This window comes from Kitasatospora sp. NE20-6, from assembly GCF_045862635.1.
The window spans coordinates 180375-207277 of sequence record NZ_BPRL01000005.1 but is presented as its reverse complement, the minus strand read 5'-3'; the positions used below and the strand labels follow the sequence as shown (position 1 = coordinate 207277).

Below are 26903 nucleotides of genomic sequence, written 5' to 3'. Positions count from 1 at the left end.
AGACCCGCCCGGGATCGGATCCGCGTGTAACCGAACGGCCCGCCAGGCCGTCTCAGTAGTGGAGGCACAGAGTGGTGCCGGCCACTCCCCCCTGCCTGGCCCCCCACGGCCGTACAGAGAGCTGCAGAGTGATGACCGAGAGAAGCCGGCCCGCGACGGCCACCCGCCGCGCGGGCCGCCTGGCGCGCGCCGCGGGGGCCACCGCGGCCGTCCTGGTCCTGGCCACCGCCGGCGCCGGCGCGTGGTTCTACCACCGGCTGGACCAGAACATCAGCACCTTCTCGGCGGACGGGGTGGCCACCAGCCGCCCGCCCGTCGCGCCGGTCCCGTCCGGTGTCCCCGGCGGCGGCCGCCCGGTCAACGTCCTGCTGCTCGGCTCCGACACCCGCTCGGACGGCAACGGCTCGCTCGGCGGCGGTGACGCGGGCGTCGGCCACTCCGACACCGCGATCCTGCTGCACGTCTACGCCGACCACAAGCACGCGGTGGGCGTCTCGATACCCCGCGACACCCTGGTCACCGTGCCGCCCTGCAAGCTCCCGAACGGCTCCTGGACGAACCCGCGCACCGACCAGATGTTCAACTCGGCCTTCACCGTGGGCCAGGACCCGCAGGGCAACCCGGCCTGCACCCAGAACACCGTCGAGGCCCTCACAGGTCTGCGGATCGACCACACCGTCGTCGTCGACTTCAAGGGCTTCGCCGCCATGACCGACGCGGTGCACGGCGTCGACGTCTGCGTGCCGGCCGACGTCGACTCCTACGGCATACACCTGGAGAAGGGGCGCCGGACCCTCAGCGGCAAGCAGGCCCTCGACTACGTCCGGGCCCGGCACGGCTTCGGCGACGGCTCCGACATCGGCCGGATGAAGCGTCAGCAGGCCTTCCTGTCCTCCCTCATCGACAAGGTGCGGTCGCGGGGCTTCGACCTCACCACCCTGCTGCCGCTGGCCGACGCCGCGACCCGGTCGCTGACCGTCGACCAGGAGCTCGGCAGCGCCATGAAGCTCGCCACCTTCGCGCAGTCGCTGCAGGACATCGAGCTCGCCGACATCACCTTCGTCACCGTCCCGTGGGAGTACGCCGGGGCCCGGGTCGCCCTCGTGCACCCGGACGTCGACACCCTCTGGGAGATCCTGCGCCAGGACCGCACCCTGGACGGCAGCCCCACCGGCTCCCCGACCGCCTCCCCTACCGCCTCGCCCTCCGCCTCCGTCTCCGCGGGCTCGACGCCCTCCGCCGCGCCCGGTGCGACGGGCACCCCCGCGCCGAACGCCACCGCCGTGCACATCACCGTGCACAACGCCTCCGGCGCCGCGGGCAGCGCGGGCCGGGCCGCCACCGCGCTCGCCTCGCACGGCTACCGGAACCTCACCGTCGGCGCCGACGCCAAGGGGCGGTCCGCCAGCGTCGTCGGCTACTCCGCCGGCCACCGCGCCGCCGCCGAACAGCTCGCCGCGCTCTACCCCGGCGCCACCGTGAAGGCGGACGCCTCCGCCGGCGGCCTGGTGCTGACGCTGGGCCAGGACCACGCCTCGGGCGACACCGCGGGCCCGGTCACCCTGCCGACCACCCTGCCCAGCGGGATCACCGACAACGCCCGCCCGGCCGACAGCGACCTCTGCTCGAACCTCAGCTACGGCTGACCGCGACGGCGTCCGGCAGCCCGGTGACGACCAGCGTCACCCGGGTGCCGCCGGCCAGCGCGCCCTGCGCCGCGAGGCCGTACACCGCGTGCAGGGCCTTGGCCACGTACCGGCGCTCGACGCCCACACCGTGCCGCTGCTCGAAGCCGGCCGCGAACTCCTCCAGCGCGGCCGGCACCCGGCCGTACCTGCCGCCGTGGTGGCCGTGGTCGATCCGCCAGTTCGCGAAGGTGCGCCCGTACGCCGCCCGGTGCAGCGCGTCGACCTCGCCCTCCAGGTAGCCCTCGCCGCGCAGCACCGCGACGCCGAGCGCCCGGGCGCCGGGCGGCAGCCCGGCCGCGATCCCCGCGAGGGTGCCGCCGGTGCCGACCGCGCAGCACACCACGTCGTGCGGGCCGAGGTCGGGCAGCTCCCCCGGCAGGGCTGCGGTGCCGTGCACCGCGAGCGCGTTCGACCCGCCCTCGGGCAGCACCAGGCAGTTCCCCCACCGCTCGGCGTACGGCCCGCCGCCCGTCCCGGCGAGCTCCCGGTACGCGCCGCGGTCCACGAACTCCAGCTCCATGCCGTCCGCCTCGGCGGCCGCCAGCGAGGGGTTGCGGGGCCGGTCCGCGAGCTCCCCGCCCCGGACGATCCCGAAGGAGGCCAGGCCGAGGGCGCGGGCCGCGGCGGCGGTGGCGCGCAGGTGGGTGGAGTACGCGCCGCCGAAGGTGGCGACCGCGGTGCGGCCCTCGGCGAGGGCGTGCGCCAGGTTGGGGGTGAGCTTGCGCCACTTGTTGCCGGGCACGGCCGGGTGCAGCAGGTCGTCGCGCTTGAGCCGCAGCTCGACCCCGGCGCGGGCGAGCACCGGGTCGGCGACCGCCGTGAGCGGGGTCGGCAGGGCGGCGGGCAGGAGCATCACGCCAGCATAGGGGCGCCGGTCAGGCCGGGCGCGAGGACGTCAGGTGGGCGAAGACCACGACGTTGTCGCTGTAGTCGTGGGTCTTGCGGTCGTACTCCCCGGCGCAGGTGATCAGGCGCAGCTGCGCGTCGGAGGTGGCGCCGTAGACCGCCCGGTCGGGGAAGGCGTTCTTGGGGAACGTCTGCACGGAGTCGACGGAGAAGACGGCGACCGTGCCGTCCTCGCGGGTGATCTCGACGCTGCTGCCCGGCAGCAGCACGTGCAGCATGAGGAAGACCGCGGGGCCCGTGGTGGTGTCGACGTGGCCGGCGACCACGGCGGGGCCGCGCTCGCCGGGGGTCGGCCCGTCCTTCCACCAGCCGACGAGGTTGCGGTCGGTCGTCGACGGGGCGGCGAGCGCGCCGTCGGGGGTGAGGCCGAGGTCGGTGAACGGCGCCTCGACGAACAGCTGCGGGATGCGCAGCCGGGCGGGCCGTGAGCGCGGCAGGGCGGGGGCGGTCCGGCCGGTCGGCGAGGGCAGCACCACCGGCGGCGGGGAGGCGCTCGCGACGGCGGCGCTGCTGTTCGCGGAGCGGGGGGCGGCGGGGGTCGTCTCCACCGACTGGTAGATGACGAGCAGTCCGACCGCCGCCAGTCCCATCGCCCAGCGCAGGGCGCCGCGGCTTCCGTCCGCTGCGGGCAGGTCCGTGCGGGCCTGGGGGTCGGGTGTCTGCCTGCTCATCGGACGTCGGCCTCTCCTGGGTGGTGCGGGGGGTGTCGCGTCCGGCCGCGCCCGGCTTCCGGGACGGGCGCGGCCGGACGCGGCCGTGGGGCGGCGGGACCGGTCGGGCGGGCCGGTTCCTACCGCGGGGGGTGGACGGGTCAGACCTGGGCGCCGGTGGGGCGGCGGCGGCGCAGGGCGACCGCGCCGACGCCGAGACCGCCGGCGAGCAGGGCGGCGCCGGTGGCGAGACCGCCGCCGGAGACCGCGAGCGCGCCGCCGCCGGTGTGGACGCCGCCGTGCGGGGCCTTCTCCGCCCAGACGTCCTCGGCCTTGGCCTCGCTGTGCTCCTTCGCCGTGCCGCTGTCCTTGGTGTCGGACTTCTCGTCGGCAGCGGCGGGCTTCTCTGCCGCGGGCTTCTCGGCGGCGGGCTTCTCGGCAGCGGGCTTGCCCGCGGCCTCCTTGCCGGAATCGGAGCCGCCTGCGGGGGCCTTCTCGGCCGGCTCCTGCCACACCCTCTGGTCGTCCGCCTTCGGGGCGGCCGGCGGGTCGGCGTAGGCGGCCGGGATGGCGATGGCCAGGGCGGCGGAGGCAGCCGCTCCGGCGAGGAGGATGCGCTTGGACAGCATGGGGTGGTCCTTCCGGCGCCTCCGTGCGAGTGCCGGCCCGTGCCGGCGCAGGGGATCGCGGACGCGCCTTCCTCACCGTCGTTCACACGCCGTCAGGCCGCCACCGCACCGGTCGGGCGGCCGGGGCGGCCGGACGGGGCGTCAGTCCGTGGCGCGCCCGGCGGGCGGCGGAGTGTCGCGGTGCCGCGCGGGCGGGGGCGGGTGGCACCCGAATGGGCCGTTGGGGTGTAGCTGGGCGGTGCTGCCGCTCCTGCCGGACGGCCCCGGGCATCCATTGATCATGTTGTCACATCATCAGCTTGTTACCCGTCGTCTGCTCCTGGCCGTCGCGGGGCTGGGCCTGCTCTCCATGTCCGGCTGCGAGTTCCCCGCCGTCGACGGCGGGGACGGCGCCGCCCCCTCCGCCGCACCCGGCACCCCGACTCCCCCCTCGGCCCCGGCCTCCCCCGCCACCTCCACCGGCCCGGCCCCGACCCCGCTGCCCCCGCAGCCCCGCAGCCTCAGCAACCCGCTGTTCTCGCTCGCCGCCGACGACCGTCTGGTGGCCCTCACCCTGGACGACGGACCCGACCCCGTCCACACCCCGCTCGTCCTCGACATCCTGCACAAGTACGGCATCCGCGCCACGTTCTTCCTGATCGGCGAGAACGCCGCCCGGCAGCCCGCCCTCGTCCGGGAGATCGCCCGGCAGGGCCACCACATCGCCAACCACACCTGGACCCACCCCGACCTCCGGTCGGTCACCGAGACGCAGATCCGCGACGAGCTGCGGCGCACGTCGGACCTGCTGGGCGAGGCCACCGGCCGCACCCCGACGTGGTTCCGCGCACCCGGCGGCGACTGGTCCGACGTCTCGCTGCAGGTCTGCGCCGACCTCGGCATGCGGCCGATGGGCTGGTCGGTCGACCCGCAGGACTGGTCCCGGCCCGGCACCTCGCTCATCACCACCCGGGTGCTGGCCGCCATCGGCCCGGGCTCGATCGTGCTCAACCACGACGGCGGCGGCGACCGCTCGCAGACCATCGCGGCCCTGGAGACCTACCTGCCCGTCCTGCTCGACGAGGGGTACCGGTTCACCGCCCCGCAGTGACCGTCCCCCCGGCGCCGGACGGCCGGGATCCTTCGGACGCATGGCGGGTCGGCCGGGCGGCCGCGACACTAGGCTGCACGGAACGGGGGCGGACCGGGCGCGAACTGACGCCGGGTCAGGAAAAGGTGCGGGCCTGGGGAGGAGCTGCCGATGTCGGACGCGGAGCAGTGGGGCCGACCGGAGCCGGGACAGACCCTGAAGGGGCTGCTGGCACTGGTGGGAGAGAGGTTCGTCGAGCTGTGCGCCGCACCGCCGGGAGAGGGGGGCACCGTCAGACGGGTGGTCCTGCTCGACCCGCTGGAGCCGCAGGAGTCCCCGGGGGACCTGCTCGTCGCGGTCGGGGTCGATCCGGACTCCGAGGAGGCCGTCGCCCTGGTGCGCAGGGCCGGAAGCGCCGGGGCGGCCGGGGTGGTGCTCCCCCCGACAGGGGCGGAGGCCCGGAACAAGGCGCTGCGGGAGGCCGCCGCCGAGGCCGGGACGGCCGTGCTCTTCCGCGGCTGGTGGACCGACTGGCCGACCGCGATCGGCATGCTGCACGCCGGGCTGTCCGTGGCGAAGGAACCGGGCCTCACCGGTGTGCCGCTGGGCAACCTCGGCGAACTGGCCAAGGCGATCGCGCTCCGGGTCGGCGGATCGGTGACGATCGAGGACCTGGACTCCAACGTCCTCGCCTACTCCCCCACCGGTCAGGGCGCGGACCCCGTCCGGGTGTGGACCATCCTCGGCGGCAAGCCGCCGGAGGGACGGCTCGCCGACATGGAGAAGGCCGGCTTCTTCCGGCAGCTCTGGAAGTCCACCGGCGTGCTGTACCGCAAGGCCCAGGGGGCGACCCCCGAACGCCTGATCGTGCTGGTGCGGGCCGGCGAGGTGCCCCTGGGTTCGATCTGGGTGGCGGCGGACGGGGAGCCCCTGTCGGTGGCCACCGCCACCGAGGCCCTGCAGGCGGCGGCGCACACGGCCGCGGCCCACCTGCTGAACGACCGCGCACGCCGGGCCGGACAGGACCAGCAACTGCTGGAGGAGGCACGGGCCCTGCTGGACGGCCGCGGCTCCGCCGAACTGCTGTCCTGGCGGACCGGACTCCCGTCGGCGGAGCGGTGCGCGGTGCTGTCCGTCCGCACCGCCCCCGGCCGGGCGGGCGACGCGGTCCGCAACCGGCTCGCCCCGCTGGTGTTCCGGCACTGCGCCCACCCCGGCCACCTGCTGGCCGTCGTGCCCTCGGACCGGGGAGCCCTGGTGCTGCTCGGCGGCCTGGCGAAGGACGCGGCGCAGGCCGAGGAGCACGTCGCACGGCTGGCCCGGTCACTGGCCCGGGACCTGTCGAAGCAGCTGGAGCTTCGGGTGCGGATCGGCATCGGCGAGGTCCAGGAGAGCCTCGACCGGGCGCCGGATTCCCGCAGGACGGCCGACCTGGCGCTGGGCGGCCTGCTGTTCGGCCGGGCGGGCCACGACTGCGCGCGGGTCGGGGAGGTCGCCGGCGCCGTGGCGCTGCTGCACTACGTGGAAGCGCTGCGGGACGAACGCCCGCCGGTGACGACACCGGTGGACCGGCTGGTCGAGAGGAACGAGACCGCGCTGGTGGACACGCTGCGCGCCTACCTCGACCACGCGCGGGAGAAGTCCAAGGCCGCGGACGCCCTGGGGGTCGCCCGGACCACCTTCGCCCACCGCCTCGACCAGACGGTGGTGAAGGTCAGCGGCATCGACCTGGACGACCCCGACGCCCGGCTGCTGGCCCAGCTCCAGCTGCGGCTGCTCGGCCTGCAGGCCGGCGACGGGGTCTGACGTCGTCACCCGGCACGAGGAGGACGCCCCGCGTTCGTCGTGCGGCACGACGGGGGGCCGGCGGGGCGCCCCGCCGGCGGGCGGCCCGGCTCCGACGGCCCCGGGCCGTCGCGCCGCACCGCCGGAGGGCGGCGGCCGCCCGTCGTCGGCCGCCGGCACGGCCGGCACCCGCGAAGCCGGGCGGGGGGACGAAGACGCGACCGCCTCCTGACGGGCAGTCTGATGGCACGGCGCCGGAGTTCCCGGGGTCGTGCCACCAGGACGACCCAGCGGAGCGTGACACCATGACCGATTCCCGGCCGACCGCCTTCCTGAGCCCCGAGCGGCGCGAGCTCGTCCTCCGGGCGGCCGTCCGCGAAGGGCTCCTCGATCCCGGGGAAGCGCTGCTCGCGGGGTTCATCGACCTCGACGCCGTCGCAGCGACCGTCGACGCGCTGCACCGCGCGTTCGAAGGCCCGCACGAGGTGCTGCACACCTTCGCGGCGAAGGCCAACTGCCTGGTCCCGGTGCTGAGGCGGCTGCGCGACCTCGGGATGGGCTGCGAGGTGGCCGGCCCCGGCGAGCTCGCCCAGGCCCTCGCCGCCGGCTTCGCCCCGGAGCGGATCGTCTTCGACTCCCCGGCGAAGACCCGCCGCGAGCTGCGGCAGGCGCTGGAGCTCGGGGTGGCGATCAACGTCGACAACTGGCAGGAGCTGGACCGGATCGACGAGATCCTGGCGGACCCCGGGGCCCCGGAGAGCCGGTCCAGGATCGGCGTCCGGGTCAATCCGCAGATCGGCGGCGGCTCCATCGGCGCGATGAGCACCGCCACCACGACCTCCAAGTTCGGCATCGCCCTGGCCGACGAGGGCAACGCCGAGCGGCTGGTCGCGGCCTTCCGCGACCGGCCCTGGCTCACCTGGCTGCACTGCCACGTCGGCTCCCAGGGCTGCCCCCTGGACCTGATGGCGGAGGGGGTGGCGGCCACCCTCGGCTTCGCCCAGAAGATCAACAGCGAGCTCGGCCACCGCCGGGTGGTGGGCCTGGACATCGGCGGGGGCCTGCCGGTCGACTTCGACAGCGACCGGGCGGACCCGGGCTACGACGCGTACGTGGAACGCCTGCGGGCCCACGCGCCGGCCCTGTTCTCCGGCGAGTTCCAGGTGGTGACCGAGTTCGGCCGCTCGGTCCTGGCGAAGGCCGGCTTCACGGCCGCGTACGTCGAGTACACCAAGAGCTCCGGCGGACGGGCGATCGCCCTCACCTTCGCGGGCGTGCAGGTGGCCACCCGGACGGTCTTCGCGCCGGACTCCTGGCCGCTGCGGATCAGCGCCCACGACGCCACCGGGGCGGAGAAGCACGGCGAACCGGTCGAGCAGGACGTCGCCGGACCGGCCTGCTTCGCCGGCGACCTGGTCGCGCGGGCCCGTCCGCTGCCGCGGCTGGAGCCCGGGGACATCGTCGCGCTGCTGGACACCGGCGCGTACTACACGTCGACCCCGTTCGGCTACAACAGCCTGCTCGAACCGGCCGTGCACGGGGCCACCGTGGCCGCCGACGGCACCGTGCGGTTCAGCCTGCTGCGGCGGGCGCAGACCGTCGAGGAGCTCCTGGACCGGACCGGTGGGTGACCCGCGAGGAGTCTCCGCCCCGCCTCCGTCCGCCGCACCGATCCCCACGTCGCCAACATCCGAGGGCCATCATGAGTCGTTCCCGCCGCCGTCCGACGCCGCCGTCCGCCCCGACCCCGCCCGGCCGCCGGTTCCGGCCGACCGACCACGTCGTGGTCGTCGCCGTCCTGGTCCTCGCCTCGGCCCTCTCGGCGGCCGGCGTTCCCACCGCCACCGTGCTGGAGGTGCTCGCCGGTGCGGGCGGCGTCGCGCTGGGGCTGATGCAGCGGCAGCCGGCCGTGTTCCGCGGTGCCCGCCGGGGGCGGCCCTGACGGTCGGCCGCGTCCACCGTCCGGCGCCGCGTCCACCGACGGGTGAATCTCGGCGTTGCGTGCGGCACCCGGGCTGCGGCCTGGTCTACAGTTCCAAGGGCAGCGGGCCGCCCTGACTGTCCGGGCGCCCTTCTGGGCTGACGTCCCGTCGGCTTCGGAGGTAGGGCGGGTGGGACTCGAACCCACGACCAAGGGATTATGAGTCCCCTGCTCTAACCGGCTGAGCTACCGCCCCCCGATCCGGCCTGCCGCGTCGGCGCGAAGGCCCCCGCAGCAGCAGACGGCCCCTCAGGGCCGTCACCGGCAGCATAGCCGGTCGATCAACCGGAATGCGCGCCGGGTACGCATCCGGGTACGCCCGCGCACGCCTCCGCCGCCGACCCGCCACGCCCCGCCCGCAGATCTGGCGGAGCCGCCGACCGTGCCGGAGGATCGTGCGGCGGAGGTCCGCACGACGGGCGGCCGGTCACCCGAGGGAAGCGAGACAGGCGGATGGCACGCATGCGGCGCACCGGCGCCCTGGCGGCGCTGCTGGCAGCCGTCCAGCTGGCGGCCGCCGCCTGCGACTGGCCCGGCAGCGCCCCCGACACCCCCAGCTCGCACCCCGCCCCCCGGGACGCCGCCAGCGACCGGATCGGCGCCCTCTTCCTCGGCAGCGTCGACGGCCCGCGGATGTGCACGGCCAGCGTCGTCAGCAGCCCGCAGCGCAACCTCCTCGTCACGGCGGCGCACTGCGTGGAGACCCTGGACCGCGGCCGCGAGGACGGCCTGGTCTTCGCCCCGGGCTTCCGCCACGGCCGCACCCCGTACGGCAGTTGGCCGCTCACCGAGGTCACCGTGGACGAGCGCTGGACGGACTCCGAGGACCCCGAGTACGACGTCGCGTTCCTCACCGTGGCGCCGGTCGACGGCGAGGAGATCGAGGACGTCGTCGGCGGCAACCGGCTCGGCACCCGCCAGGGCTTCGGCCTGCCGGTCTCCGTCACCGGCTACCCCAACGACAGCGAGGAGCCGATCACCTGCGCCACCCGGACGGGCTCGCAGAGCCCCACCCAGGAGAGCTTCCGGTGCACCGGCTACAGCGTCGGCACCAGCGGCAGCCCCTGGCTGACCCCCGACGGCACGGTCGTCGGCGTGATCGGCGGGTACGAGGAGGGCGGGTACGAGGACGCCGTGTCGTACAGCGTGACCTTCGACGGGCGGGTGGCCGAGCTCTACCGCCGGGCGACGGCGCAGGCCTGAACGGTGCGGGCCCGAGCGGCGCGGGAACGAACGACGCGGGGACGAGCAGCACGGCCCGGGCAACACGAAAGCCCCCCGGGCCCGCCGGAGGGCTTTCGCTCTGCGCCTATCGCCCATGACTCCGGGCGAAGCTCCCCCAATTGGACTCGAACCAATAACCTGCCGATTAACAGTCGGCTGCTCTGCCAATTGAGCTATGGGGGACCGCATACAGACGGGCAGCCACCAGGGCTGTCCCGAGCTCCCCCAATTGGACTCGAACCAATAACCTGCCGATTAACAGTCGGCTGCTCTGCCAATTGAGCTATGGGGGATCGAGCTTCCGCCACGGCCTCCGGTTCTCCCGGTCCGCGGCGCTCGCTGCGGGTCATACATTAGCGCACTCAGGGGGGTGGTCCGCCAATCGCTTTGTCCGGCCCCCCGGACCTCCGGGCCCCCGGCCCGCCCGGCGCGCCCCGCGCGCGGCGCCCGCGCAGGCCGGGGATGCTGGTGCCACGGCCGCGCCCGGCCTTCCGGCGCGCTGCCGCCCCGGGCGGTTCGCCGGCCGGTCCGACGGGTAGACGCACACGCGGCAGTGACCGCGAGGAAGGGCGGAGAGCAGAGCATGTGGAAGCTGACATTGGTCGTGGGGGTGGGCATCGGCTACGTCCTCGGTTCGAGGGCGGGTCGCCAGCGGTACGAGCAGATCGCCCGCACGGCACAGAAGATCTCGCAGAACCCGAAGGTGCAGGACGCCGCCGGCAAGGCGAAGCAGCAGGCCGGCGCGGTGGCCGGCAAGGCCGCCGGGGCGGTCGCGGACAAGGTCGGCGACCGTCTCCCGAACTCCGTCACCGACCGGGTGTCCTACTTCCAGCGGCACCAGGTGGAGGACGACAGCTGGGGCACCGTACGCCCGTGACCGCAGGGGATCCCGTACCGACTGGGCAACACTTGACGCGGCTGGTCACGCCGGGGCCGTCGGCTGAGGCATGATCTCGCCATGGCCATCGTCGCGGGCATCGACAGCTCCACCACACGCACCCGGATCGTCGCGTGCGACGCCGACACCGGCGCCGTCCTGCGGGACGGGAAGGCACCGCACCCGCAGCCCGAGGCGGCCGACGCCCGCAGCACCGAGGCGGACCCGCAGACCTGGCTGCACTCGCTCGGCGACGCGGCCACCGGCGGCCTGCTGGAGGGCGTGACCGCGATCGGCGTCTCCGCCCAGCAGCACGGCCTGGTCGGGCTGGACGCGGGCGGCGTGCTGGTGCGCCTCGCGCTGCTCTGGAACGACCCGCGCTCGGCCGGTGCCGCCGCCTCGCTCATCGACGCGCTCGGCGGCCCGGCCCGGTGGGCCGAGGCGATCGGCTCGGTGCCCACCCCCGCCTACACCATCGCCAAGCTGCGCTGGCTCGCCGAGTTCGAGCCCGTCTCCGCGCAGCGGATCGCCGAGGTGCTGCTGCCGCACGACTGGCTCGTCTGGCAGCTGCTCGGACACCCCAGGCGGCGCACCACCGACCGCGGCGACGCCTCCGGCACCGGCTACTGGTCGCCGGTCACCGGCGAGTACCGGCAGGACCTCGTCGAGCTCGCCCTCGGCCACGAGCTACGCGTGCCGGACATCCTCGGCCCGGCCGAACCCGCCGGGCACACCCCCGAGGGGCTGCTGATCTCCGCCGGCACCGGCGACAACATGGCCGCGGCCCTCGGGCTCGGCCTCCGCCCGGGCGACGCCGTCGTCTCGCTCGGCGGCAACGGCACCATCTTCGCCGTGCACGAGCAGGCCGTCGTCGACGCGACCGGCGTGATCTCCTCCTTCGCCGACGCCACCGGCCGCCACCTGCCGATGGCCGGCACGCTCAACGCCGCGCAGGTGCTGCGCTCCGCCGCCGCGATGCTCGGCTGCGACCTCGAACAGCTCGGCGACCTCGCCCTGCAGTCCTCCCCCGGCGCGTACGGCCTCGTGCTGCTGCCCTACCTGGACGGCGAGCGCACCCCCAGGCTGCCGCACGCCGCCGGCACCCTCACGGGCCTGCGGGCCGAGTCGATGGGCCCCCAGCACCTCGCCCGCGCCGCCGTCGAGGGCATGCTGTGCAACATCGCCGAGGCGCTGGACGTGCTGCGGGGGCACGGGGTCGCCGTGAACCGGGTCTTCCTGCTCGGCGCCGCCGGACGGCTGGCCGCCGTCCGCGACAGCGCACCCCGGCTCTTCGGGGTGCCCGTGGTGATACCGCCGCCCGGTGCGCACGCCGCCCGCGGCGCCGCCCGGCAGGCCGCCTGGGCGCTGGCCGGCACCCCGGAGCCCCCCGTGTGGGAGCTTCCCGACGCGGTGACCCTCGCCCCGGAGGGCGAGCAGGACCTCGCGGTCGGCAACGCCGTCCGGCAGCAGTACCAGGCCGTGCGCGAGCAGTTCCACCCGGAGACCGCGGAGGGCTGACCCCGTCAGTCCAGGTAGGCGCGGAGCTGGTCCGCGTAGGCGTGGGAGCGGAGCTTGCCGAGGGCCTTGGCCTCGATCTGGCGGATCCGCTCCCGCGTCACGCCGAACAGCAGGCCGATCTCCTCCAGGGTCCGCGGGCGGCCGTCGTCCAGGCCGTACCGCAGCCGGGCGACCTGGCGTTCGCGCTCCCCGAGGGTGGAGAGCACCGCGTCGAGGTGCTCGCGGAGCAGCAGCAGCGCGGCGCTCTCCGCGGGGGAGGCGGCGTCGGCGTCCTCGATGAGGTCGCCGAGCGCCACGTCGTCCTCCTCCCCGATCGGGGTGTGCAGCGAGACCGGTTCCTGCGCCAGCCGCAGCACCTCGCGGACCCGCTCCTCGGTGAGCTGGAGCGCCTGCCCCACCTCGGCCGCGGTGGGCGCCTGCCCGTTCTCCTGCAGCATCGAGCGCTGCACCCGCAGCACCCGGTTGATCTGCTCGACGACGTGCACCGGCACCCGGATCGTGCGCGCCTGGTCGGCCAGGGCACGGCTCATCGCCTGGCGGATCCACCAGGTCGCGTAGGTGGAGAACTTGTAGCCGCGGGCGTAGTCGAACTTCTCGACCGCGCGGATCAGGCCGAGATTGCCCTCCTGCACGAGGTCGAGCAGGGTCAGGCCCCGGCCGACGTACCGCTTGGCGACCGAGACCACCAGGCGCAGGTTGGCCTCGATGAGGCGCCGCTTGGCCATCCGGCCGACGACCACCAGGCGGTCGAGGTCGCGGACGAGCCCGCCGTCGAGGGCGTCGCCGCCGGCGGCCGCCCGGCCCAGCGCCTCCTCGGCGAACAGGCCGGCCTCGATCCGGCGGGCCAGCTCGACCTCCTCCTCGGCGGTGAGCAGCCGCACCCGGCCGATCTCGCGCAGGTACTGCCGCAACAGGTCGGCGGACGGGCCGACGGCCTCGTCCAGGGCGGGCGGCGGCGCGGAGTCCGGCGCCTCCTCGGCCGCCCGCGGGGGCGCGGCACCGGCACCGGCACCGGCGGCGGCCTCCGCGCCCGGCGGGCCGCCCTGCACGGGCACCCGCGCCTCGTCCCCCGGCGGCGGCGCCGCACGGTCGTGCACGGTGCCGTCCACGCTCTCGACGGCCTGGGTCCGGCTCACTGCGGCAAGCTCCACGGGAATCCCTTCGGGCCCGCGCGCGGCAGCTGGGGGACGCCGCGCCGTACCGACTGGGATACCCACCGGTGTGGGCTACGCCACACTCCCGGCCGAGAACCCTGCCGCCGGGTCAGCCGGGCGGCGCTCAGAGTGCCGCGGCTCCGCGGGAACGCAGCTGGTGGCCGTACTGCTGGAGGGCGTAGAGCTCGCTCTGCACGGCGTTCATCTCCTCCGCGGAGGCGCGGCTGCCGAGGCGCTGGAGGTGGGCGCGGACCTCGGCGACCCGGCGGTCGACCGCCTGGAGCCGCAGCTTCACGAGGAACTCGCCCGCGTAGAGGACGTCGGCCTTGCGCCGCGAACGGATCGGTTCGACCGTCAGCTCGGTGACCAGACGGCGCACCTCGTCGTCCGGGCAGGCCTCGCGGACGGTCGCGGTGAAGTCCGGCAGCGCGGCACCGTACGCGGCACCGCCGGCCCGGCCGACCGCCTGGCGCACGGCGCGGTACGGCGGCGTGGGGAACTCCTCCTCCGCGTACTGGTCGAACGCGGGGCTCACGAGGTCGGGGTGCTGGAGGGCGAGCTTGAGCAGCTCGCGCTCGACGAACTGCGCCGGGTCGCGCGGGTCGAGCCGGTAGGCGGGCACGGCGGCCCGGACGGGCTGCGGCGCGGGCTCGGCGCGGCGGGCACCGGGCCGCTGCCGGCTGTTCTCCTGGTTCTCCCGCTGCCAGCGGGCGAGCTGACCGATGCGGCGGACGACGAACTGCTCGTCGAGGATGCCGAGCATGCCGGCCAGCTGCACGGCGTACTCGTGCTGGATCGAGCGGTCCTTGATCCGGACGATGATCCCGGCCGCCTCCTCCAGGGCCGAGGCCCGCCCCTCCGCCGTGTCGACCCGGTGGCGGGCGACGGCGGAGCGCAGCGCGAACTCGAACAGCGGGGTGGGGTCGGCGATCAGCTCGCGGACGGCGTCGTCGCCCTTGGCCAGCCGGAGTTCGCAGGGGTCCATGCCGTCGGGGGTGATGGCGATGGAGGTGCGGGCGGCGAACTTCTGGTCGTCCTCGAAGGCGCGCAGGGCGGCCTTCTGGCCGGCGGCGTCGCCGTCGAAGGTGAAGACGGTCTCGCCGCGGTACTGCGAGGTGTCCATCAGGAAGCGGCGGATGATCTTGATGTGGTCCTCGCCGAACGAGGTGCCGCAGGTCGCCACCGCCGTCTCCACGCCCGCGAGATGGCACGCCATCACGTCGGTGTACCCCTCGACCACCACCGCCCGGCCCGACTTGGCGATCTCCTTGCGGGCCAGGTCGATGCCGTACAGCACGTGCGACTTCTTGTAGAGCGGCGTCTCGGGGGTGTTGAGGTACTTGGGGCCCGTGTCGTCCTCGCGCAGGCGGCGCGCGCCGAAACCGATCACCTCGCCCGAGGTGTCGCGGATCGGCCACACCAGCCGGCCGCGGAAGCGGTCGATCAGCCCGCCGCGCTGTCCCTTCGAGGCCAGGCCGCCGAGCAGGATCTCCTTGTCGGTGAAGCCCTTGCCGCGGAGGTACCGCACCAGGTGCTCCCAGCCCACCGGGGCGTAGCCGACACCGAACCGCTTGGCCGCCACCTCGTCGAAGCCGCGCTCGGCGAGGAAGCGGCGGCCGATCTCGGCCTCCGGCGAGGCGAGCTGCTCCTCGTACCAGGCCGCGGCCACCTTGTGCGCGTCGACCAGGCGGGTGCGCTCGCCCTGCTGGTGGCGGGGCGAGTAACCACCCTCCTCGTACCGCAGGGTGATGCCGGCCTGGGCGGCCATCCGCTCGACGGCCTCGGCGAACGAGCAGTGCTCGATCTTCATCAGGAAGGAGATCGTGTCGCCGGACTCGCCGCAGCCGAAGCAGTTGAAGACGCCCTTGCCGGGATGCACGTAGAACGAGGCGGACTTCTCGTCGTGGAACGGGCAGACGCCCTTCAGCTGGGCGCCGCCGCCGTTGACGAGCTGCACGTAGTCGCCGACCACGGCGTCGATCGGCAGCGCGCTGCGCACCGCCTGCACGTCCTCGTCCCTGATCCGCCCGGCCACCCGTGCAGTGTAGGCGACCGGGCGGGACGGGCGGGGTCAGCGGTGCCCGACGACGCGGGCGTGCAGGGCGAGGGCCGAGGCGTCGGTGAGGGTGGCGATCTGGTCGACGACGGCGCGCAGCGCGGCACCGTCGTCCTCGGCCTCCTCGTACAGCGCGGCGAACACCGGGTCGAGGCCGGCCGGGGCGCCGCGGGTGAGCGCGTCGGCGAGCTCGGCGATGACGATCCGCTGCCGCGAGCGGAGCTGCGCCTGCTCGTCGCGCTGCATGACGTAGCGGACGGCCACGGCCTTGAGCACCGCGCACTCCAGCCGGACCCCGCGCGGCACGACCAGCTCGGCGGCGTACCGGGTGAGCCGGCCGGGGCCGTAGCGGGCCCGGGTGGCCTGCTCGGCGGCCAGGCAGAACCGGCCGATCAGCTGGCTGGTGAGGTCCTTGAGCCCGGCGCGGGCGCGGGCCGAGCCGTCGTAGGCGCGCGGCCACCAGTCCTCGGCCCGGAGGCGGTCGAGGGCCTCGGCGAGCTCGGCGGGGGCGGCGTCGGGGGCGTACCGCTCCGCGATCTTGAAGAGCTCGGCCCGCTCCTCGGCGGAGCGCAGCGCGGCCGGGTCGATGTGGCCGGCCTGGAAGCCGTCCTCGACGTCGTGGGTGGAGTAGGCGACGTCGTCGGACCAGTCCATGACGGTGGCCTCGAAGCACTTGCGGTCCGCGGGGGCGCCGGCCCGCAGCCAGCGGAAGACCGGCAGGTCGTCGGTGTAGACGCCGTACTTGGTGGAGTCCGGGTCGGAGGGGTGGCCGCCGCGGGCCCACGGGTACTTCGTGGCGGCGTCGAGGGCCGCCCGGCTGAGGTTGAGGCCCACGCTGCGGCCGGGCCGGGCGGAGAGCCGCCCGGGCGCCTCCCCGGGCGGGGAGAAGCGCTTGGGTTCGAGCCGGGTCAGGATGCGCAGCGACTGGGCGTTGCCCTCGAAGCCGCCGCAGGCGCGGGCGGCCTGGTCGAGCGCCTCCTCGCCGGTGTGGCCGAACGGCGGGTGGCCGATGTCGTGCGCGAGGCAGCCGGTCTCGACGAGGTCGGGATCGCAGCCGAGCGCGGCCCCGAGCTCGCGGCCGACCTGGGCGCACTCCAGGGAGTGGGTGAGGCGGGTCCGCGGGAAGTCGTTCTGCAGCGGCGCCACGACCTGGGTGGTGCCGGCGAGCCGGCGCAGGGCGGCGGAGTGCAGGACACGGGCGCGGTCGCGCTGGAAGGCGGTGCGGCCGGGCCGCTTGTCCGGCTCCGGCACCCAGCGGGCCTCGGCGGTCGGGTCGTACGGCGTGGTGTCGTCCATATGTCGGCCACGGTACGCCTGGTGGCGGACATCCAGGGAGGCGCCGCGCTACGCCCGGGCCGCCGTCAGGCGGCGCCAGCGGGGCTGCTCGGCGACCAGGCAGGCCGCGGCGAGCGCGGTGGCGGGGACGGCCGCCCAGGCGGGCCAGGCGGCCCAGGCGCCGGCGACCGCGGCGACCAGCTGCAGCAGGACCAGCCCGACCGTGGCCGCCCCGGGGACGGCGACGACGACCTGCGTCTTGTCGCCGGGGGTGGCGAAGACCGTCGGCAGCCCGATCAGCAGGACCAGCGCGGCGGCGGAGAGCCAGAGCGACACCCCGGCGAGCGCCCAGGGCACGGCGACCCAGGCGACCAGCTCGGTCAGGAAGCGCAGCGCGTCGGGCACGCGGACGGGACGCGCGGCGGCGGGACCGGGGGCAGGATCGGCGGCGCGGGCGGGGTCGGCCATGCGGCAACCCTGGCACAGGGCGGCGGGCGTGCCGGCGGCGGCCCTGGTCCTCCGGTTCTCCCCGGTACGCCGCTGCCGCGACCTGCCGACCGGACCCCGCGGCACCACCGCACGGCCCAGCGGGCGCGGGACCGGGTGACGGCGCGGGGAGCGGGCGCCGGAGACCGGCCGCGGGTCTCAGGCCGCGGCGGGCAGCAGCGCCGGCACGCACGCCCGGTAGCGTTCCAGCACCAGGCGCACCATCGCGTCGTGCGCCCCCAGCGCGGCGGACGCGAGGTCGCCGCCGGCCGCGGCGGCGAGGCGGGCGAAGTCGCCCGGCGCCGTGAAGTACCCGGCGACCGCCACCCGGCGGCCCTCGGCGTGGAACGCCGACACCGCCTCGGCGACGCTCGGGCCGCCCGCGGCGACGTACCCCGGCCGCACCGGCACCCCCAGGCGCAGCGCGAGCAGCCGGGCCTGCTCCTCGGTGTCGAGGGCGGCCTCGGCGTCCCGCGAACCGGACGCGGCGAGCACCACCGCGTCGCGGCCGTCGGCGCCGCGGTGCCAGCCGGCCTCGGTGAGGCGGGCGTGCAGGGCCTCGGCGAGCAGCGGGTGCGGGCCGAGCGGCGCCGCGATCGCGCCGGTGACCTGCGGGGCGGCGGCGAGCGCGCCCGGGATGTCGACCTTGGCGTGGTAGCCGCGGCTCAGCAGCAGCGGCACCAGCACCGCCCGGCCGACGAGGCCGTCCAGCACGTCGGGCAGCAGCGGGGCGTTGAGCCCCAGGTGGGCGAGCCGGACGTCGAGCTCGGGCCGGGCGGCGCGGAGCCGCTCCAGCAGCCGGGCGATCTCCGCACCGGCGGACGGATCCCGCGAGCCGTGCGCGACCAGCACCAGCGCCGGGCGGCGGGACGCGTGCAGCACGCGCAGCGGGCCGGCCTGCGGCGGGGCGGCCCGGCGGGCGGCCTGCGGCGGGGCAACGGCGAGGGTGGGGGTCGGCGTCATGCACTCCAGCGTCACCCACCGCTGTTTCCCCGCCGTTGCCCGATGGTCACGAGTGGTTTCCCTGGCCTCACAGCCGCCGCGGGGCGCCGTGAGGGTCGCGCCGGGGGTGGCCCGGGCCTCCCTCACAGGGCGCGGACGCCGAGGTGAGGGCGGTGTGCGGGCTCCGTAACCTGCGGGCCGCCCCGGCGAAACAGCGTCGTAGCACAGTGGCCGGTATGAACGATGCCGCCACCGACACCCACTGCCCGTACTGCGCCCTGCAGTGCGGGATGGGGCTGCGCCGCACCGACGGGCCCGTGCCCGTCACCGTGGTGGAGCGGCCCTCGTTCCCGGTCAACCAGGGCGCACTGTGCGGCAAGGGGTCCAACGCCGCCGCGGTGCTCGCCCCGGGCGCCCGGCTGACCACCCCGCTGGTGCGGGTGGACGGCGAGCTCCGGCCGGCCGGCTGGGACGAAGCGCTGGACCGCATCACCGAGGCCCTCGCGGCGACCGCGCGCACGCACGGGCGGGACGCCGTCGGGGTGTTCGGCGGCGGCGGGCTGACCAACGAGAAGGCGTACCTGCTCGGCAAGTTCGCGCGGGTGGTGCTCGGCACCTCCGCCATCGACTACAACGGCCGCTTCTGCATGTCGTCGGCGGCGGCGGGCGGCATCCGGGCGTTCGGCCTCGACCGCGGCCTGCCCTTCCCCGTCGAGGACATCCCGAAGGCCGGCTGCGTGATCCTGGTCGGCGGCAACCCCGCCGAGACCATGCCGCCCTTCGTCCGCTACCTGCGCGAGCTGCAGGAGAACGGCGGCCGCCTGATCGTCGTCGACCCGCGCCGCACCCGCACCGCCGAACTCGCCGACCTCCACCTCGCGCCGCGGCCCGGCACCGACCTGGCGCTGGCCCTCGGCATGCTGCACCTGGTGGTCGCGGGCGGGCTCACCGACGAGGCGTTCATCGCCGACCGCACCACCGGCTGGGCCGAGACCCGGGCCGCGGCCATGGCGCACTGGCCGGAGCACGTCGAGTCGGTCACCGGGGTGCCGCTGCCGCAGCTGCGGGAGGCCGTCCGGCTGTTCTGCGAGGCGCCGACCGGCATGGTGCTGACCGCCCGCGGCCCGGAGCAGCAGGCGAAGGGCACCGACACGGTCAGCGCCTGGATCAACCTCTGCCTGGCCACCGGCAACGCCGGGCGCCCCAACGCCGGGTACGGCTGCCTCACCGGCCAGGGCAACGGCCAGGGCGGCCGCGAGCACGGCCAGAAGGCCGACCAGCTGCCCGGCTACCGCAAGCTGGACGATCCCGCGGCGCGCGCCCACGTCGCCGCGGTGTGGGGCGTCGACCCGGAGAGTCTGCCCGGCCCGGGGCGCAGCGCGTACGAGCTGCTCGACTCGCTCGGCACGGACGTCAGGGCGCTGCTGCTCATGGGCTCCAACCCGGTCGTCTCCGCGCCGCACTCGCAGCACGTCACCGGGCGGCTGCGCTCCCTGGACTTCCTCGCCGTCAGCGACGTCGTGCTCTCGGAGACGGCGGCGCTCGCCGACGTCGTGCTGCCGGTCACGCAGTGGGCGGAGGAGACCGGCACGATGACCAACCTGGAAGGACGCGTCATCCTGCGCCGCAAGGCCGTTGACGCGCCGGGGGGCGTGCGCAGCGACCTGGACGTGATGCACGCGCTGGCCGGGCGGCTCGGCCACGGGGAGGGCTTCCCGACCGAGCCGGAGAAGGTCTTCGACGAGCTGCGCCGGGCCTCGGCGGGCGGCCCGGCCGACTACGCGGGCATCAGCTACGAGCGGATCGCCGCGGAGGACGGGGTGTTCTGGCCGTGCCCGTCCGCCGAGCACCCGGGCACGCCGCGGCTGTTCCTCGACCGGTTCGCGACGCCGGACGGGCGGGCCCGCTTCACGGCCGTCCAGCACCGGCCGGCCGCCGAGGAGCCGGACGACGCCTTCCCCGTACGCCTGACGACGGGCCGGGTGCTCGCCCAGTACCAGTCCGGCGCCCAGACCCGCCGGGTGGCCGAGCTCAACGCCGCCTCCCCCGGTGCGTTCGTCGAACTGCACCCGAGACTCGCCGAGCGGCTCGGGATCCAGGACGGCGAGCAGGTGGCCGTGGTGAGCCGGCGCGGGCGGACCGTCACCCCCGCCCGGCTCACCACCGCGATCAGGCCCGACACCGTGTTCATGCCGTTCCACTGGCCGGGCGCGGCCAACGCCAACGTGCACACCAACCCGGCGCTCGACCCGGTGTCGCGGATGCCGGAGTTCAAGGCGTGCGCGGTGCGGCTGGAGCCCGCCGGGGGGCCCGCGCCCGCGGACTGAGCACCGCGGGGCGCCGGAGCGGGTCCGGTGGCGGCCTGCGGGAGGGCGGCCGGTGTCCTGTTCCGGCCACCCTGGGGCCCGTCCGGCCCTGGGAGGATGGCGGGATCCCCCGTACCGACCTTCCCAGGAACCGTCCATGGCGCTGTCTCAGGGCCCGCTCAGCCACCGCTACCGCGGCGAGCACCCCGTCCGAACCCTCCTCTACCTCTTCCGGCCCGACCGCGGGCGCGTCGCCCTGGCGGTCGCCGTGTTCCTCGCCAAGCACTCCCCGGTGTGGCTGCTGCCGCTGATCACCGCCAACATCGTCGACGTCGTCGTCCGGCACCGGCCGATATCCGTGCTGTGGTGGAACTCCGCCGTCCTGCTGGTGATCCTGCTGCTCAACCTGCCGCTGCACCTGCTGTACGTGCACTGGATGCACGGCTCGATCCGGCGGATGGGCACCCGGCTGCGCTCCGCGCTGTGCCACCGCATGCAGCAGCTGTCCATCGGCTACCACTCGCGGGTCAGCGCGGGCGTGCTGCAGGCGAAGGTGATCCGCGACGTCGAGGGCATCGAGACCGCCTCGCAGCAGACCGCCGACAACGGGCTCGCCGCGATCGCCACCCTCACCGGCGGCCTGGTCGTCATCGGCGTGCAGACCCCGGCCTTCCTGCCCGTCTTCCTGCTGATCGTGCCGGCCGCCGCCCTGCTCGTGGTGCGGCTGCGCGAGCGGCTCAAGAGCCAGAACGAGTCGTTCCGGCAGGAGGTCGAGCAGCTCTCGTCCCGGGTCAGCGAGATGACGACGCTGATCCCGATCACCCGTGCGCACGGTCTGGAGCGCACCGCGCTGCGCCGCGTCGACCGCACCCTGGGCCGGGTGCTGGACGCCGGGCTGCGGCTCGACCTGCTCAACGGCCGTTTCGGCTCGCTCTCGTGGATCATGCTCAACGCGATCGGCGTCGGCTGCCTCGCGGGTTCCGCGGCGGTCGCCTACTACGGCTGGCTGGCCGTCACCCCGGGCGCGGTCGTGATGCTGAGCGCGTACTTCTCCAGCCTGACCGGTTCGGTCACCACGCTGCTCACGCTCACCCCGCAGCTCGGCAAGGGGCTGGAGTCCGTCCGCTCGGTCGGCGAGGTGCTGCAGGCCCCCGACCTGGAGGAGAACTCCGGCAAGGCCGACGTGCAGCAGGTCACCGGCCGGATCGACTTCCAGGGGGTCGTGCACACCTACCCGGGCGGCGGGGAGCCCTCCGTCGCCGGTTTCGACCTGACGGTGCAGCCGGGCGAGACGATCGCCCTGGTCGGCGGGTCGGGCGCGGGCAAGTCGACGGTGCTGAACCTCGTCATCGGCTTCCTGCGGCCCACCGAGGGCCGGATCCTGCTGGACGGCACCGACATGGAGCAGCTCGACCTGCGCAGCTACCGGAAGTTCCTGTCGGTGGTGCCGCAGGAGTCGATCCTCTTCGAGGGCAGCATCCGCGAGAACGTCACCTACGGCATGAAGGACGTGCCCGAGGAGACCGTGCGCACCGCGCTGCGCGACGCCAACGCGCTGGAGTTCATCGACCGGCTCCCGCAGGGCCTGGACACCGTGGTCGGCGAGCGCGGCGCGCGGCTCTCCGGCGGCCAGAAGCAGCGCCTGGCCATCGCCCGCGCGCTGATCCGCGACCCGCGGGTGCTGATCCTCGACGAGGCGACCTCCGCGCTGGACTCCCGCTCGGAGGCGCTGGTGCAGCAGGCGCTGGGCCGGCTCGTGCAGGGCCGCACGGTGTTCGTCGTCGCCCACCGGCTCTCGACGATCCGGGGTGCCGACCGCATCGTCGTGCTGCACGAGGGCCGGATCGCCGAGATCGGCTCGCACGCCGAACTCCTGCGCAGCGGCGGGGCGTACGCGGGCCTCCAGGCGGCCCAGCTGGCCTGAGCAGGGGCTCACAACCGTCCGCGCGCGGCGCTGAGGTCGAAGTTCCGCTCGCGAAACAGAGCGGCCCCGACCGGGTAACTTCCGCCCCGCATGCTCAAGGGCATGACAGCAGCGGACAGTGCAGCGGAGCAGCGGATCGTGGTGATCGGCGGCGGCATGGCCGGCCACCGGGTCGCCCAGCAGCTCGTGACCCACGGCGCCCGCCGGGTGCTGCTGCTCGCCGAGGAGGAGCACGCCCCGTACAACCGGGTACTGCTCGCCGAGGTGCTGGCCGGACGCTACAGCCCGGACATTGCGGCCCTGACGGCGCTTCCCCCGCAGGTGGAGCGCCGTCAGGCCCGTGCCGTCCGGATCGACCGCGACGAGCGCCGTGTGCTGTGCGACGACGGCGCGGTCGTCGACTACGACCGCCTCGTGCTCGCCACCGGGTCCAACCCGGTGCTGCCGCCGCTGCGCGGCCTGTTCGACGACGCCCTGACGGGCAGCGAGAGGCACGAGCTGCCGGCCGGCGTCTTCGCCTTCCGGACGATGGCCGACTGCGCCGACATCGACGGCTACCTGCCGGGTGTCCGGCAGGCCGTGGTCGTCGGCGGCGGCCTGCTCGGGGTGAGCGCGGCCCGTGCCCTGGCCGCCCGCGGCGTGCAGGTGGTGCTGGCCCACCAGGGCGAGCACCTCATGGAGCGCCACCTCGACGAGGAGGCCGCGGAGATGCTGCGCGCCCACCTCGCCGAGCTGGGCGTCGAGGTGCACACCGAGTGCCGTGTCCGCTCCGTGCTGACCGAGGACCGCCGGGTGACCGGCGTGGAACTCGCCGACGGCTTCCGTCTCGACGCCGAACTGCTGATCACGGCCGCCGGGGTGCGGCCGCGCGGCGGACTCGCCCAGGCCGCCGGCCTGGACGTCCGCCGCGGCATCGTGGTCGACGACCGCCTCCGTACCGGTGACCCGTACATCCACGCGCTCGGCGACTGTGCCGAGCACCGCGGCGTGGTGTACGGCCTCGCCGGGCCGGCCCTGGCCCAGGCCGACCGGCTCGCCCGGATCCTGACCGGCCACGACACCTCCTACCAGGGCAGCCGCCTGCTGACCAGGCTGACGCTGACCGGCCCCGACTCCGCTCCGCTCGACCTCGCCGCGTTCGGCGAGACCGAGCCGGCCGGACCCGAGGACCGGGTGGTCCGGCTGGCCGACGCCAGCCGGGGCACCTACCGCAAGGTCATCGTCCGCCGCGACGAGCAGGGCGGCGACCGGCTCGTCGGCGGTGTCCTGCTCGGCGACCTCGACACCGTCGGCGACCTCGCCGGCACCTGGGAGGGCGACGAGGCCCTGTCAGCACACCCGCTGCACCTGCTCACCACCCAGAGCACGACCACCGGAGGGCCCTCCCGATGACTACCAGCCCGATGACCACCACCAAGCCGACCGTCGTCCTGGTCGGGTACGGCATGGTCGGCCACCGCTTCCTGGAAGCCCTGGCCGACACCGGTGCCGCCGACCGCTACCGCGTCGTCGTCCTCGCCGAGGAGCCCCGCCACGCGTACGACCGCGTCGCCCTGACCTCGTACTTCTCCGGCAAGAGCGCGGACGACCTGCTGCTCGCCGAGGCGGGCTTCACCGACACGCACGGTTTCGAGGTGCACCTGTCGTCGCCGGTCGCCTCGATCGACCGGGCCGGGAAGTCCGTCACCACCGCCGCCGGGCACACCGTGGCGTACGACACGCTGGTGCTGGCCACCGGCTCGTACCCGTTCGTGCCGCCGGTGGACGGCAAGGACGCCGAGGGCTGCTTCGTCTACCGCACCATCGAGGACCTGGAGGCCATCGAGGCCTACGCGGCGACGGCGAACGTCGGCGCGGTCGTCGGTGGCGGCCTGCTCGGCCTGGAGGCGGCCGGCGCGCTCAAGGGCCTCGGCCTGGAGACCCACGTCGTCGAGTTCGCGCCGCGGCTGATGCCGGTGCAGGTCGACCCCGCCGGTGGCGAGGCGCTGCGCCGCACCATCGAGGAGATGGGCGTCGTCGTCCACACCGGGGTCGGCACCAAGACCGTCGTCGTCACCGACGGCAGGGCCACCGGGATGACCTTCACCGACGGCTCCGAGCTGGAGACCGACCTGGTGATCTTCTCCGCCGGTGTCCGCCCCCGCGACCAGCTGGCCCGCGACTGCGGCCTGACGGTCGGCGAGCGCGGCGGCATCGCGATCGACGAGCTGTGCCGCACCTCCGACGAGCACGTCTTCGCCATCGGCGAGTGCGCGCTCGCCGTCGACGGCCGGGTGTACGGCCTGGTCGCCCCCGGCTACGAGATGGCGCAGAGCGTCGCCCAGCAGCTCGCCGACGGGACGGGCAAGTCCTTCACCGGCGCCGACCTCTCCACCAAGCTGAAGCTCCTCGGGGTGGACGTCGCCAGCTTCGGCGACGCGTTCGGCACCACTCCCGGCTCGCTGGACGTCGTCTACTCCGACTCCCGTTCCGGCGTCTACAAGAAGCTCGTCGTCACCCCCGAGGGCGCGCTGCTCGGCGGCATCCTGGTCGGCGACGCCGAGGCGTACTCCTCGCTGCGGCCGCTGGCCGGCACCGGCAACCCGCTGCCCGTGCCCGCCGAGTCGCTGGTGCTGCCGGCCGGTGTGGGCGCCCCGGTCTCGCTCGGCAGCTCCGCGCTGCCGGACGACGCGGTCGTCTGCAACTGCCACAACGTCACCAAGGGCCAGGTCCGCGCCGCGGTCACCGAGCACAGCTGCGGCACGGTGCCCGAGGTCAAGAAGTGCACCAAGGCCGGCACCGGCTGCGGCTCCTGCATCAAGTTGCTCTCCACGATCGTCACCGACGAGCTGGAGGCCTCCGGCGTCGAGGTCGACCGGGGCCTGTGCCCCTGCTTCGCCCACACCCGCGCCGAGCTGTACGAGATCGTCCGGGTCAAGCGCATCCCGACGCACAGCCAGTTGCTCGCCGAGCACGGCCGTCTGCAGGGCGAGGGCTGCGAGGTCTGCAAGCCGACCGTCGGCTCGATCATCGCCTCGCTGGCCCCCGAGCTGGAGGCGTCCGGGCACATCCTGGACGGCGAGCAGGCGGCCCTGCAGGACACCAACGACCACTTCCTGGCGAACCTGCAGAAGAACGGCTCGTACTCGGTCGTCCCGCGCATCCCCGGCGGCGAGATCACCCCCGACAAGCTGATCGTGATCGGCGAGGTCGCCCGCGACTACGGCCTCTACACCAAGATCACCGGCGGTCAGCGGATCGACCTCTTCGGCGCCCGCGTCGACCAGCTCCCGGGGATCTGGAACCGCCTGGTCGACGCCGGCTTCGAATCCGGCCACGCCTACGGCAAGTCGCTGCGCACCGTGAAGTCCTGCGTCGGCTCGACCTGGTGCCGCTACGGCGTGCAGGACTCGGTCGCCATGGCGATCCAGCTGGAGCTCCGCTACCGCGGCCTGCGCAGCCCGCACAAGCTCAAGTCGGCCGTCTCCGGCTGCGCCCGCGAGTGCGCCGAGGCCCGCGGCAAGGACTTCGGCATCATCGCCACCTCCAACGGCTGGAACCTCTACGTCGGCGGCAACGGCGGCGCCACCCCGCGCCACGCGGACCTGCTCGCCCAGGACCTCGACGACGAGCAGCTGATCAGGCTGATCGACCGGTTCCTGATGTTCTACATCCGCACCGCCGACCGGCTGGAGCGCACCTCCACCTGGCTGGACCGGATCGAGGGCGGTCTCGACCACGTCCGCGACGTGGTGGTGCACGACTCGCTCGGCCTCGCCGCCGACCTGGAGGCCATGATGGACCACCACGTCGCCGACTACCAGGACGAGTGGGCCGCGACCCTCGCCGACCCGGAGCGCATGCGCCGGTTCGTCTCCTTCGTCAACGCCCCGGGCGTGCCCGACCCGAGCATCCAGTTCACCCCGGAGCGCGACCAGATCAAGCCCGATCTGGTGCTGCTCGCCACCGAGGAGGAACTGCTCGCCGCCCTCGACCCCGACAACTCGCAGCTCCTGGAGACCCGATGACCACCGTCGCCACCACCACCCGCATCGAGCTGCTGGCCGGCCGCACCTGGACGGCCGTCTGCGACCTGGACCACCTGACCCCCGGCCGCGGCGTCGCCGTGCTGCTGCCGGACGGCACCCAGGCCGCGGTCTTCCGGGACCGCTCGGACACGCTGTACGCCGTCGCCAACCGCGACCCGTTCACCGGCGCGTACGTGCTCTCCCGCGGCCTGATCGGCTCCACCGGGGACGGCCGGGTGTACGTCGCCTCGCCGCTGCTCAAGCAGCGCTTCGACCTGGCGAGCGGGCAGTGCCTGGACGACGAGTCGGTGCGCATCCCCGTCCACGCCGTCCGGCTCGCCGCCGCCTGACGCCACCGGCCACCGGCCACCGGCCACACGCACGACCCGCCGCCCCTGACCGGTTCCGGCCGTCCGCAGTCCCTGC

General features: G+C 74.9%; 21 protein-coding genes and 3 tRNA genes. 13 read left to right on the top strand and 11 right to left on the bottom strand.

The annotated features are described in order from the left end of the window. The first annotated feature begins 131 nt into the window (after positions 1 to 131). Positions 132 to 1646, top strand: coding sequence for an LCP family protein (locus SNE206_RS06465; protein ID WP_407912377.1), 1515 nt, complete (start codon positions 132 to 134; stop codon positions 1644 to 1646). Here the strand turns inward: SNE206_RS06465 and SNE206_RS06460 are convergent. From SNE206_RS06460 to SNE206_RS06450, 3 genes are all read right to left on the bottom strand, one after another. Next, positions 1633 to 2541, bottom strand: coding sequence for a 1-aminocyclopropane-1-carboxylate deaminase/D-cysteine desulfhydrase (locus SNE206_RS06460; RefSeq protein ID WP_407912376.1), 909 nt, complete (start codon positions 2539 to 2541; stop codon positions 1633 to 1635). The genes SNE206_RS06465 and SNE206_RS06460 overlap by 14 nt on opposite strands. A gap of 22 nt (positions 2542 to 2563) precedes the next feature. Further along, positions 2564 to 3265: a class F sortase gene (locus SNE206_RS06455; RefSeq protein WP_407912375.1), complete on the bottom strand. Its 702-nt coding sequence runs from the start codon at positions 3263 to 3265 to the stop codon at positions 2564 to 2566. A 140-nt stretch (positions 3266 to 3405) separates the two neighbouring features. Further along, a complete protein-coding gene (locus tag SNE206_RS06450) occupies positions 3406 to 3873 on the bottom strand; it encodes a hypothetical protein (protein WP_407912374.1) in 468 nt (155 codons plus the stop codon). 280 nt (positions 3874 to 4153) lie between these two features. Here SNE206_RS06450 and SNE206_RS06445 point away from each other — a divergent pair, with 280 nt between their 5' ends. The 4 genes from SNE206_RS06445 to SNE206_RS06430 all read left to right on the top strand — a co-directional run bounded on the left by SNE206_RS06445 (position 4154) and on the right by SNE206_RS06430 (position 8669). Beyond that, a complete protein-coding gene (locus tag SNE206_RS06445; RefSeq protein WP_407912373.1) occupies positions 4154 to 4963 on the top strand; it encodes a polysaccharide deacetylase family protein in 810 nt (269 codons plus the stop codon). Positions 4964 to 5113: 150 nt separating this feature from the next. Continuing rightward, on the top strand, positions 5114 to 6748 hold the full coding sequence (locus tag SNE206_RS06440; RefSeq protein WP_407912372.1) for a PucR family transcriptional regulator: 1635 nt from the start codon (positions 5114 to 5116) through the stop codon (positions 6746 to 6748). A gap of 284 nt (positions 6749 to 7032) precedes the next feature. After that, entirely contained in the window at positions 7033 to 8358 is a 1326-nt protein-coding gene (locus SNE206_RS06435; protein WP_407912371.1) for a diaminopimelate decarboxylase, read from the top strand. Positions 8359 to 8429: 71 nt separating this feature from the next. Then, positions 8430 to 8669, top strand: a complete 240-nt coding sequence (locus SNE206_RS06430) for a hypothetical protein (RefSeq protein WP_407912370.1) — start codon at positions 8430 to 8432, stop codon at positions 8667 to 8669. Between the two features lie 161 nt (positions 8670 to 8830). Here SNE206_RS06430 and SNE206_RS06425 read toward each other — a convergent pair. Next, positions 8831 to 8904: transfer RNA gene (locus tag SNE206_RS06425), tRNA-Ile, on the bottom strand. 266 nt (positions 8905 to 9170) lie between these two features. Here SNE206_RS06425 and SNE206_RS06420 point away from each other — a divergent pair. After that, positions 9171 to 9911 carry a trypsin-like serine peptidase gene (locus SNE206_RS06420; RefSeq protein WP_407912369.1) on the top strand — a complete coding sequence of 247 codons (741 nt, stop codon included), beginning with the start codon at positions 9171 to 9173 and terminating at the stop codon, positions 9909 to 9911. Positions 9912 to 10042: 131 nt separating this feature from the next. Here SNE206_RS06420 and SNE206_RS06415 read toward each other — a convergent pair. Next, positions 10043 to 10115: transfer RNA gene (locus SNE206_RS06415), tRNA-Asn, on the bottom strand. 37 nt (positions 10116 to 10152) lie between these two features. Further along, positions 10153 to 10225, bottom strand: a tRNA-Asn gene (locus SNE206_RS06410). Positions 10226 to 10515: 290 nt separating this feature from the next. On the opposite strand from SNE206_RS06410, the gene SNE206_RS06405 reads away from it, so the two are divergent. Together SNE206_RS06405 and SNE206_RS06400 are read left to right on the top strand one after the other, a co-directional pair. Beyond that, a complete protein-coding gene (locus SNE206_RS06405) occupies positions 10516 to 10809 on the top strand; it encodes a hypothetical protein (protein ID WP_405013433.1) in 294 nt (97 codons plus the stop codon). 81 nt (positions 10810 to 10890) lie between these two features. After that, a complete protein-coding gene (locus SNE206_RS06400) occupies positions 10891 to 12327 on the top strand; it encodes an FGGY family carbohydrate kinase (RefSeq protein WP_407912368.1) in 1437 nt (478 codons plus the stop codon). Positions 12328 to 12332: 5 nt separating this feature from the next. Here the strand turns inward: SNE206_RS06400 and SNE206_RS06395 are convergent, their stop codons facing one another. The 5 genes from SNE206_RS06395 to SNE206_RS06375 all read right to left on the bottom strand — a co-directional run bounded on the left by SNE206_RS06395 (position 12333) and on the right by SNE206_RS06375 (position 18261). Next, positions 12333 to 13544 (bottom strand): RNA polymerase sigma factor, encoded by a 1212-nt coding sequence (locus SNE206_RS06395; RefSeq protein WP_407912367.1) that lies wholly within the window; start codon positions 13542 to 13544, stop codon positions 12333 to 12335. A gap of 61 nt (positions 13545 to 13605) precedes the next feature. Continuing rightward, the gene (gene dnaG / locus SNE206_RS06390; protein ID WP_407912366.1) at positions 13606 to 15516 is read right to left on the bottom strand and encodes a DNA primase; all 1911 of its coding nucleotides are present in this window, start codon (positions 15514 to 15516) and stop codon (positions 13606 to 13608) included. A 36-nt stretch (positions 15517 to 15552) separates the two neighbouring features. After that, positions 15553 to 16833 carry a deoxyguanosinetriphosphate triphosphohydrolase gene (locus SNE206_RS06385; protein WP_407912365.1) on the bottom strand — a complete coding sequence of 427 codons (1281 nt, stop codon included), beginning with the start codon at positions 16831 to 16833 and terminating at the stop codon, positions 15553 to 15555. A gap of 48 nt (positions 16834 to 16881) precedes the next feature. After that, a complete protein-coding gene (locus SNE206_RS06380) occupies positions 16882 to 17280 on the bottom strand; it encodes a hypothetical protein (protein ID WP_407912364.1) in 399 nt (132 codons plus the stop codon). 177 nt (positions 17281 to 17457) lie between these two features. After that, positions 17458 to 18261 carry a sirohydrochlorin chelatase gene (locus SNE206_RS06375; protein WP_407912363.1) on the bottom strand — a complete coding sequence of 268 codons (804 nt, stop codon included), beginning with the start codon at positions 18259 to 18261 and terminating at the stop codon, positions 17458 to 17460. 215 nt (positions 18262 to 18476) lie between these two features. On the opposite strand from SNE206_RS06375, the gene SNE206_RS06370 reads away from it, so the two are divergent. The 5 genes from SNE206_RS06370 (at position 18477) to nirD (ending at position 26827) form a co-directional block, all read left to right on the top strand. Then, on the top strand, positions 18477 to 20567 hold the full coding sequence (locus SNE206_RS06370; protein ID WP_407912362.1) for a molybdopterin oxidoreductase family protein: 2091 nt from the start codon (positions 18477 to 18479) through the stop codon (positions 20565 to 20567). Between the two features lie 136 nt (positions 20568 to 20703). Beyond that, on the top strand, positions 20704 to 22470 hold the full coding sequence (locus SNE206_RS06365) for an ABC transporter ATP-binding protein (RefSeq protein ID WP_407912361.1): 1767 nt from the start codon (positions 20704 to 20706) through the stop codon (positions 22468 to 22470). Between the two features lie 102 nt (positions 22471 to 22572). After that, complete coding sequence (locus SNE206_RS06360) at positions 22573 to 23862, top strand: NAD(P)/FAD-dependent oxidoreductase (RefSeq protein WP_407912360.1); 1290 nt, start codon at positions 22573 to 22575, stop codon at positions 23860 to 23862. Then, positions 23859 to 26477, top strand: a complete 2619-nt coding sequence (gene nirB / locus SNE206_RS06355) for a nitrite reductase large subunit NirB (protein ID WP_407912359.1) — start codon at positions 23859 to 23861, stop codon at positions 26475 to 26477. The genes SNE206_RS06360 and nirB overlap by 4 nt, the downstream gene beginning before the upstream one ends. After that, complete coding sequence (gene nirD / locus SNE206_RS06350; RefSeq protein ID WP_407912358.1) at positions 26474 to 26827, top strand: nitrite reductase small subunit NirD; 354 nt, start codon at positions 26474 to 26476, stop codon at positions 26825 to 26827. Before nirB ends, nirD begins: the two co-directional genes overlap by 4 nt. Positions 26828 to 26903: the final 76 nt, after the last annotated feature.

Bases quoted from the DNA above. Each gene is read 5' to 3' on its own strand.
- SNE206_RS06440 (WP_407912372.1), top strand. From the start codon at position 5,114: ATGTCGGACGCGGAGCAGTGGGGCCGACCGGAGCCGGGACAGACCCTG.
- SNE206_RS06465 (WP_407912377.1), top strand. From the start codon at position 132: ATGACCGAGAGAAGCCGGCCCGCGACGGCCACCCGCCGCGCGGGCCGC.
- SNE206_RS06365 (WP_407912361.1), top strand. From the start codon at position 20,704: ATGGCGCTGTCTCAGGGCCCGCTCAGCCACCGCTACCGCGGCGAGCAC.
- SNE206_RS06375 (WP_407912363.1), bottom strand. From the start codon at position 18,261: ATGACGCCGACCCCCACCCTCGCCGTTGCCCCGCCGCAGGCCGCCCGC.
- SNE206_RS06360 (WP_407912360.1), top strand. From the start codon at position 22,573: ATGACAGCAGCGGACAGTGCAGCGGAGCAGCGGATCGTGGTGATCGGC.
- SNE206_RS06400 (WP_407912368.1), top strand. From the start codon at position 10,891: ATGGCCATCGTCGCGGGCATCGACAGCTCCACCACACGCACCCGGATC.
- SNE206_RS06420 (WP_407912369.1), top strand. From the start codon at position 9,171: ATGCGGCGCACCGGCGCCCTGGCGGCGCTGCTGGCAGCCGTCCAGCTG.
- nirB (WP_407912359.1), top strand. From the start codon at position 23,859: ATGACTACCAGCCCGATGACCACCACCAAGCCGACCGTCGTCCTGGTC.
- SNE206_RS06380 (WP_407912364.1), bottom strand. From the start codon at position 17,280: ATGGCCGACCCCGCCCGCGCCGCCGATCCTGCCCCCGGTCCCGCCGCC.
- SNE206_RS06385 (WP_407912365.1), bottom strand. From the start codon at position 16,833: ATGGACGACACCACGCCGTACGACCCGACCGCCGAGGCCCGCTGGGTG.
- SNE206_RS06460 (WP_407912376.1), bottom strand. From the start codon at position 2,541: ATGCTCCTGCCCGCCGCCCTGCCGACCCCGCTCACGGCGGTCGCCGAC.
- SNE206_RS06455 (WP_407912375.1), bottom strand. From the start codon at position 3,265: ATGAGCAGGCAGACACCCGACCCCCAGGCCCGCACGGACCTGCCCGCA.
- SNE206_RS06445 (WP_407912373.1), top strand. From the start codon at position 4,154: ATGTTGTCACATCATCAGCTTGTTACCCGTCGTCTGCTCCTGGCCGTC.
- nirD (WP_407912358.1), top strand. From the start codon at position 26,474: ATGACCACCGTCGCCACCACCACCCGCATCGAGCTGCTGGCCGGCCGC.
- SNE206_RS06435 (WP_407912371.1), top strand. From the start codon at position 7,033: ATGACCGATTCCCGGCCGACCGCCTTCCTGAGCCCCGAGCGGCGCGAG.
- SNE206_RS06405 (WP_405013433.1), top strand. From the start codon at position 10,516: ATGTGGAAGCTGACATTGGTCGTGGGGGTGGGCATCGGCTACGTCCTC.
- SNE206_RS06450 (WP_407912374.1), bottom strand. From the start codon at position 3,873: ATGCTGTCCAAGCGCATCCTCCTCGCCGGAGCGGCTGCCTCCGCCGCC.
- SNE206_RS06370 (WP_407912362.1), top strand. From the start codon at position 18,477: ATGAACGATGCCGCCACCGACACCCACTGCCCGTACTGCGCCCTGCAG.
- SNE206_RS06430 (WP_407912370.1), top strand. From the start codon at position 8,430: ATGAGTCGTTCCCGCCGCCGTCCGACGCCGCCGTCCGCCCCGACCCCG.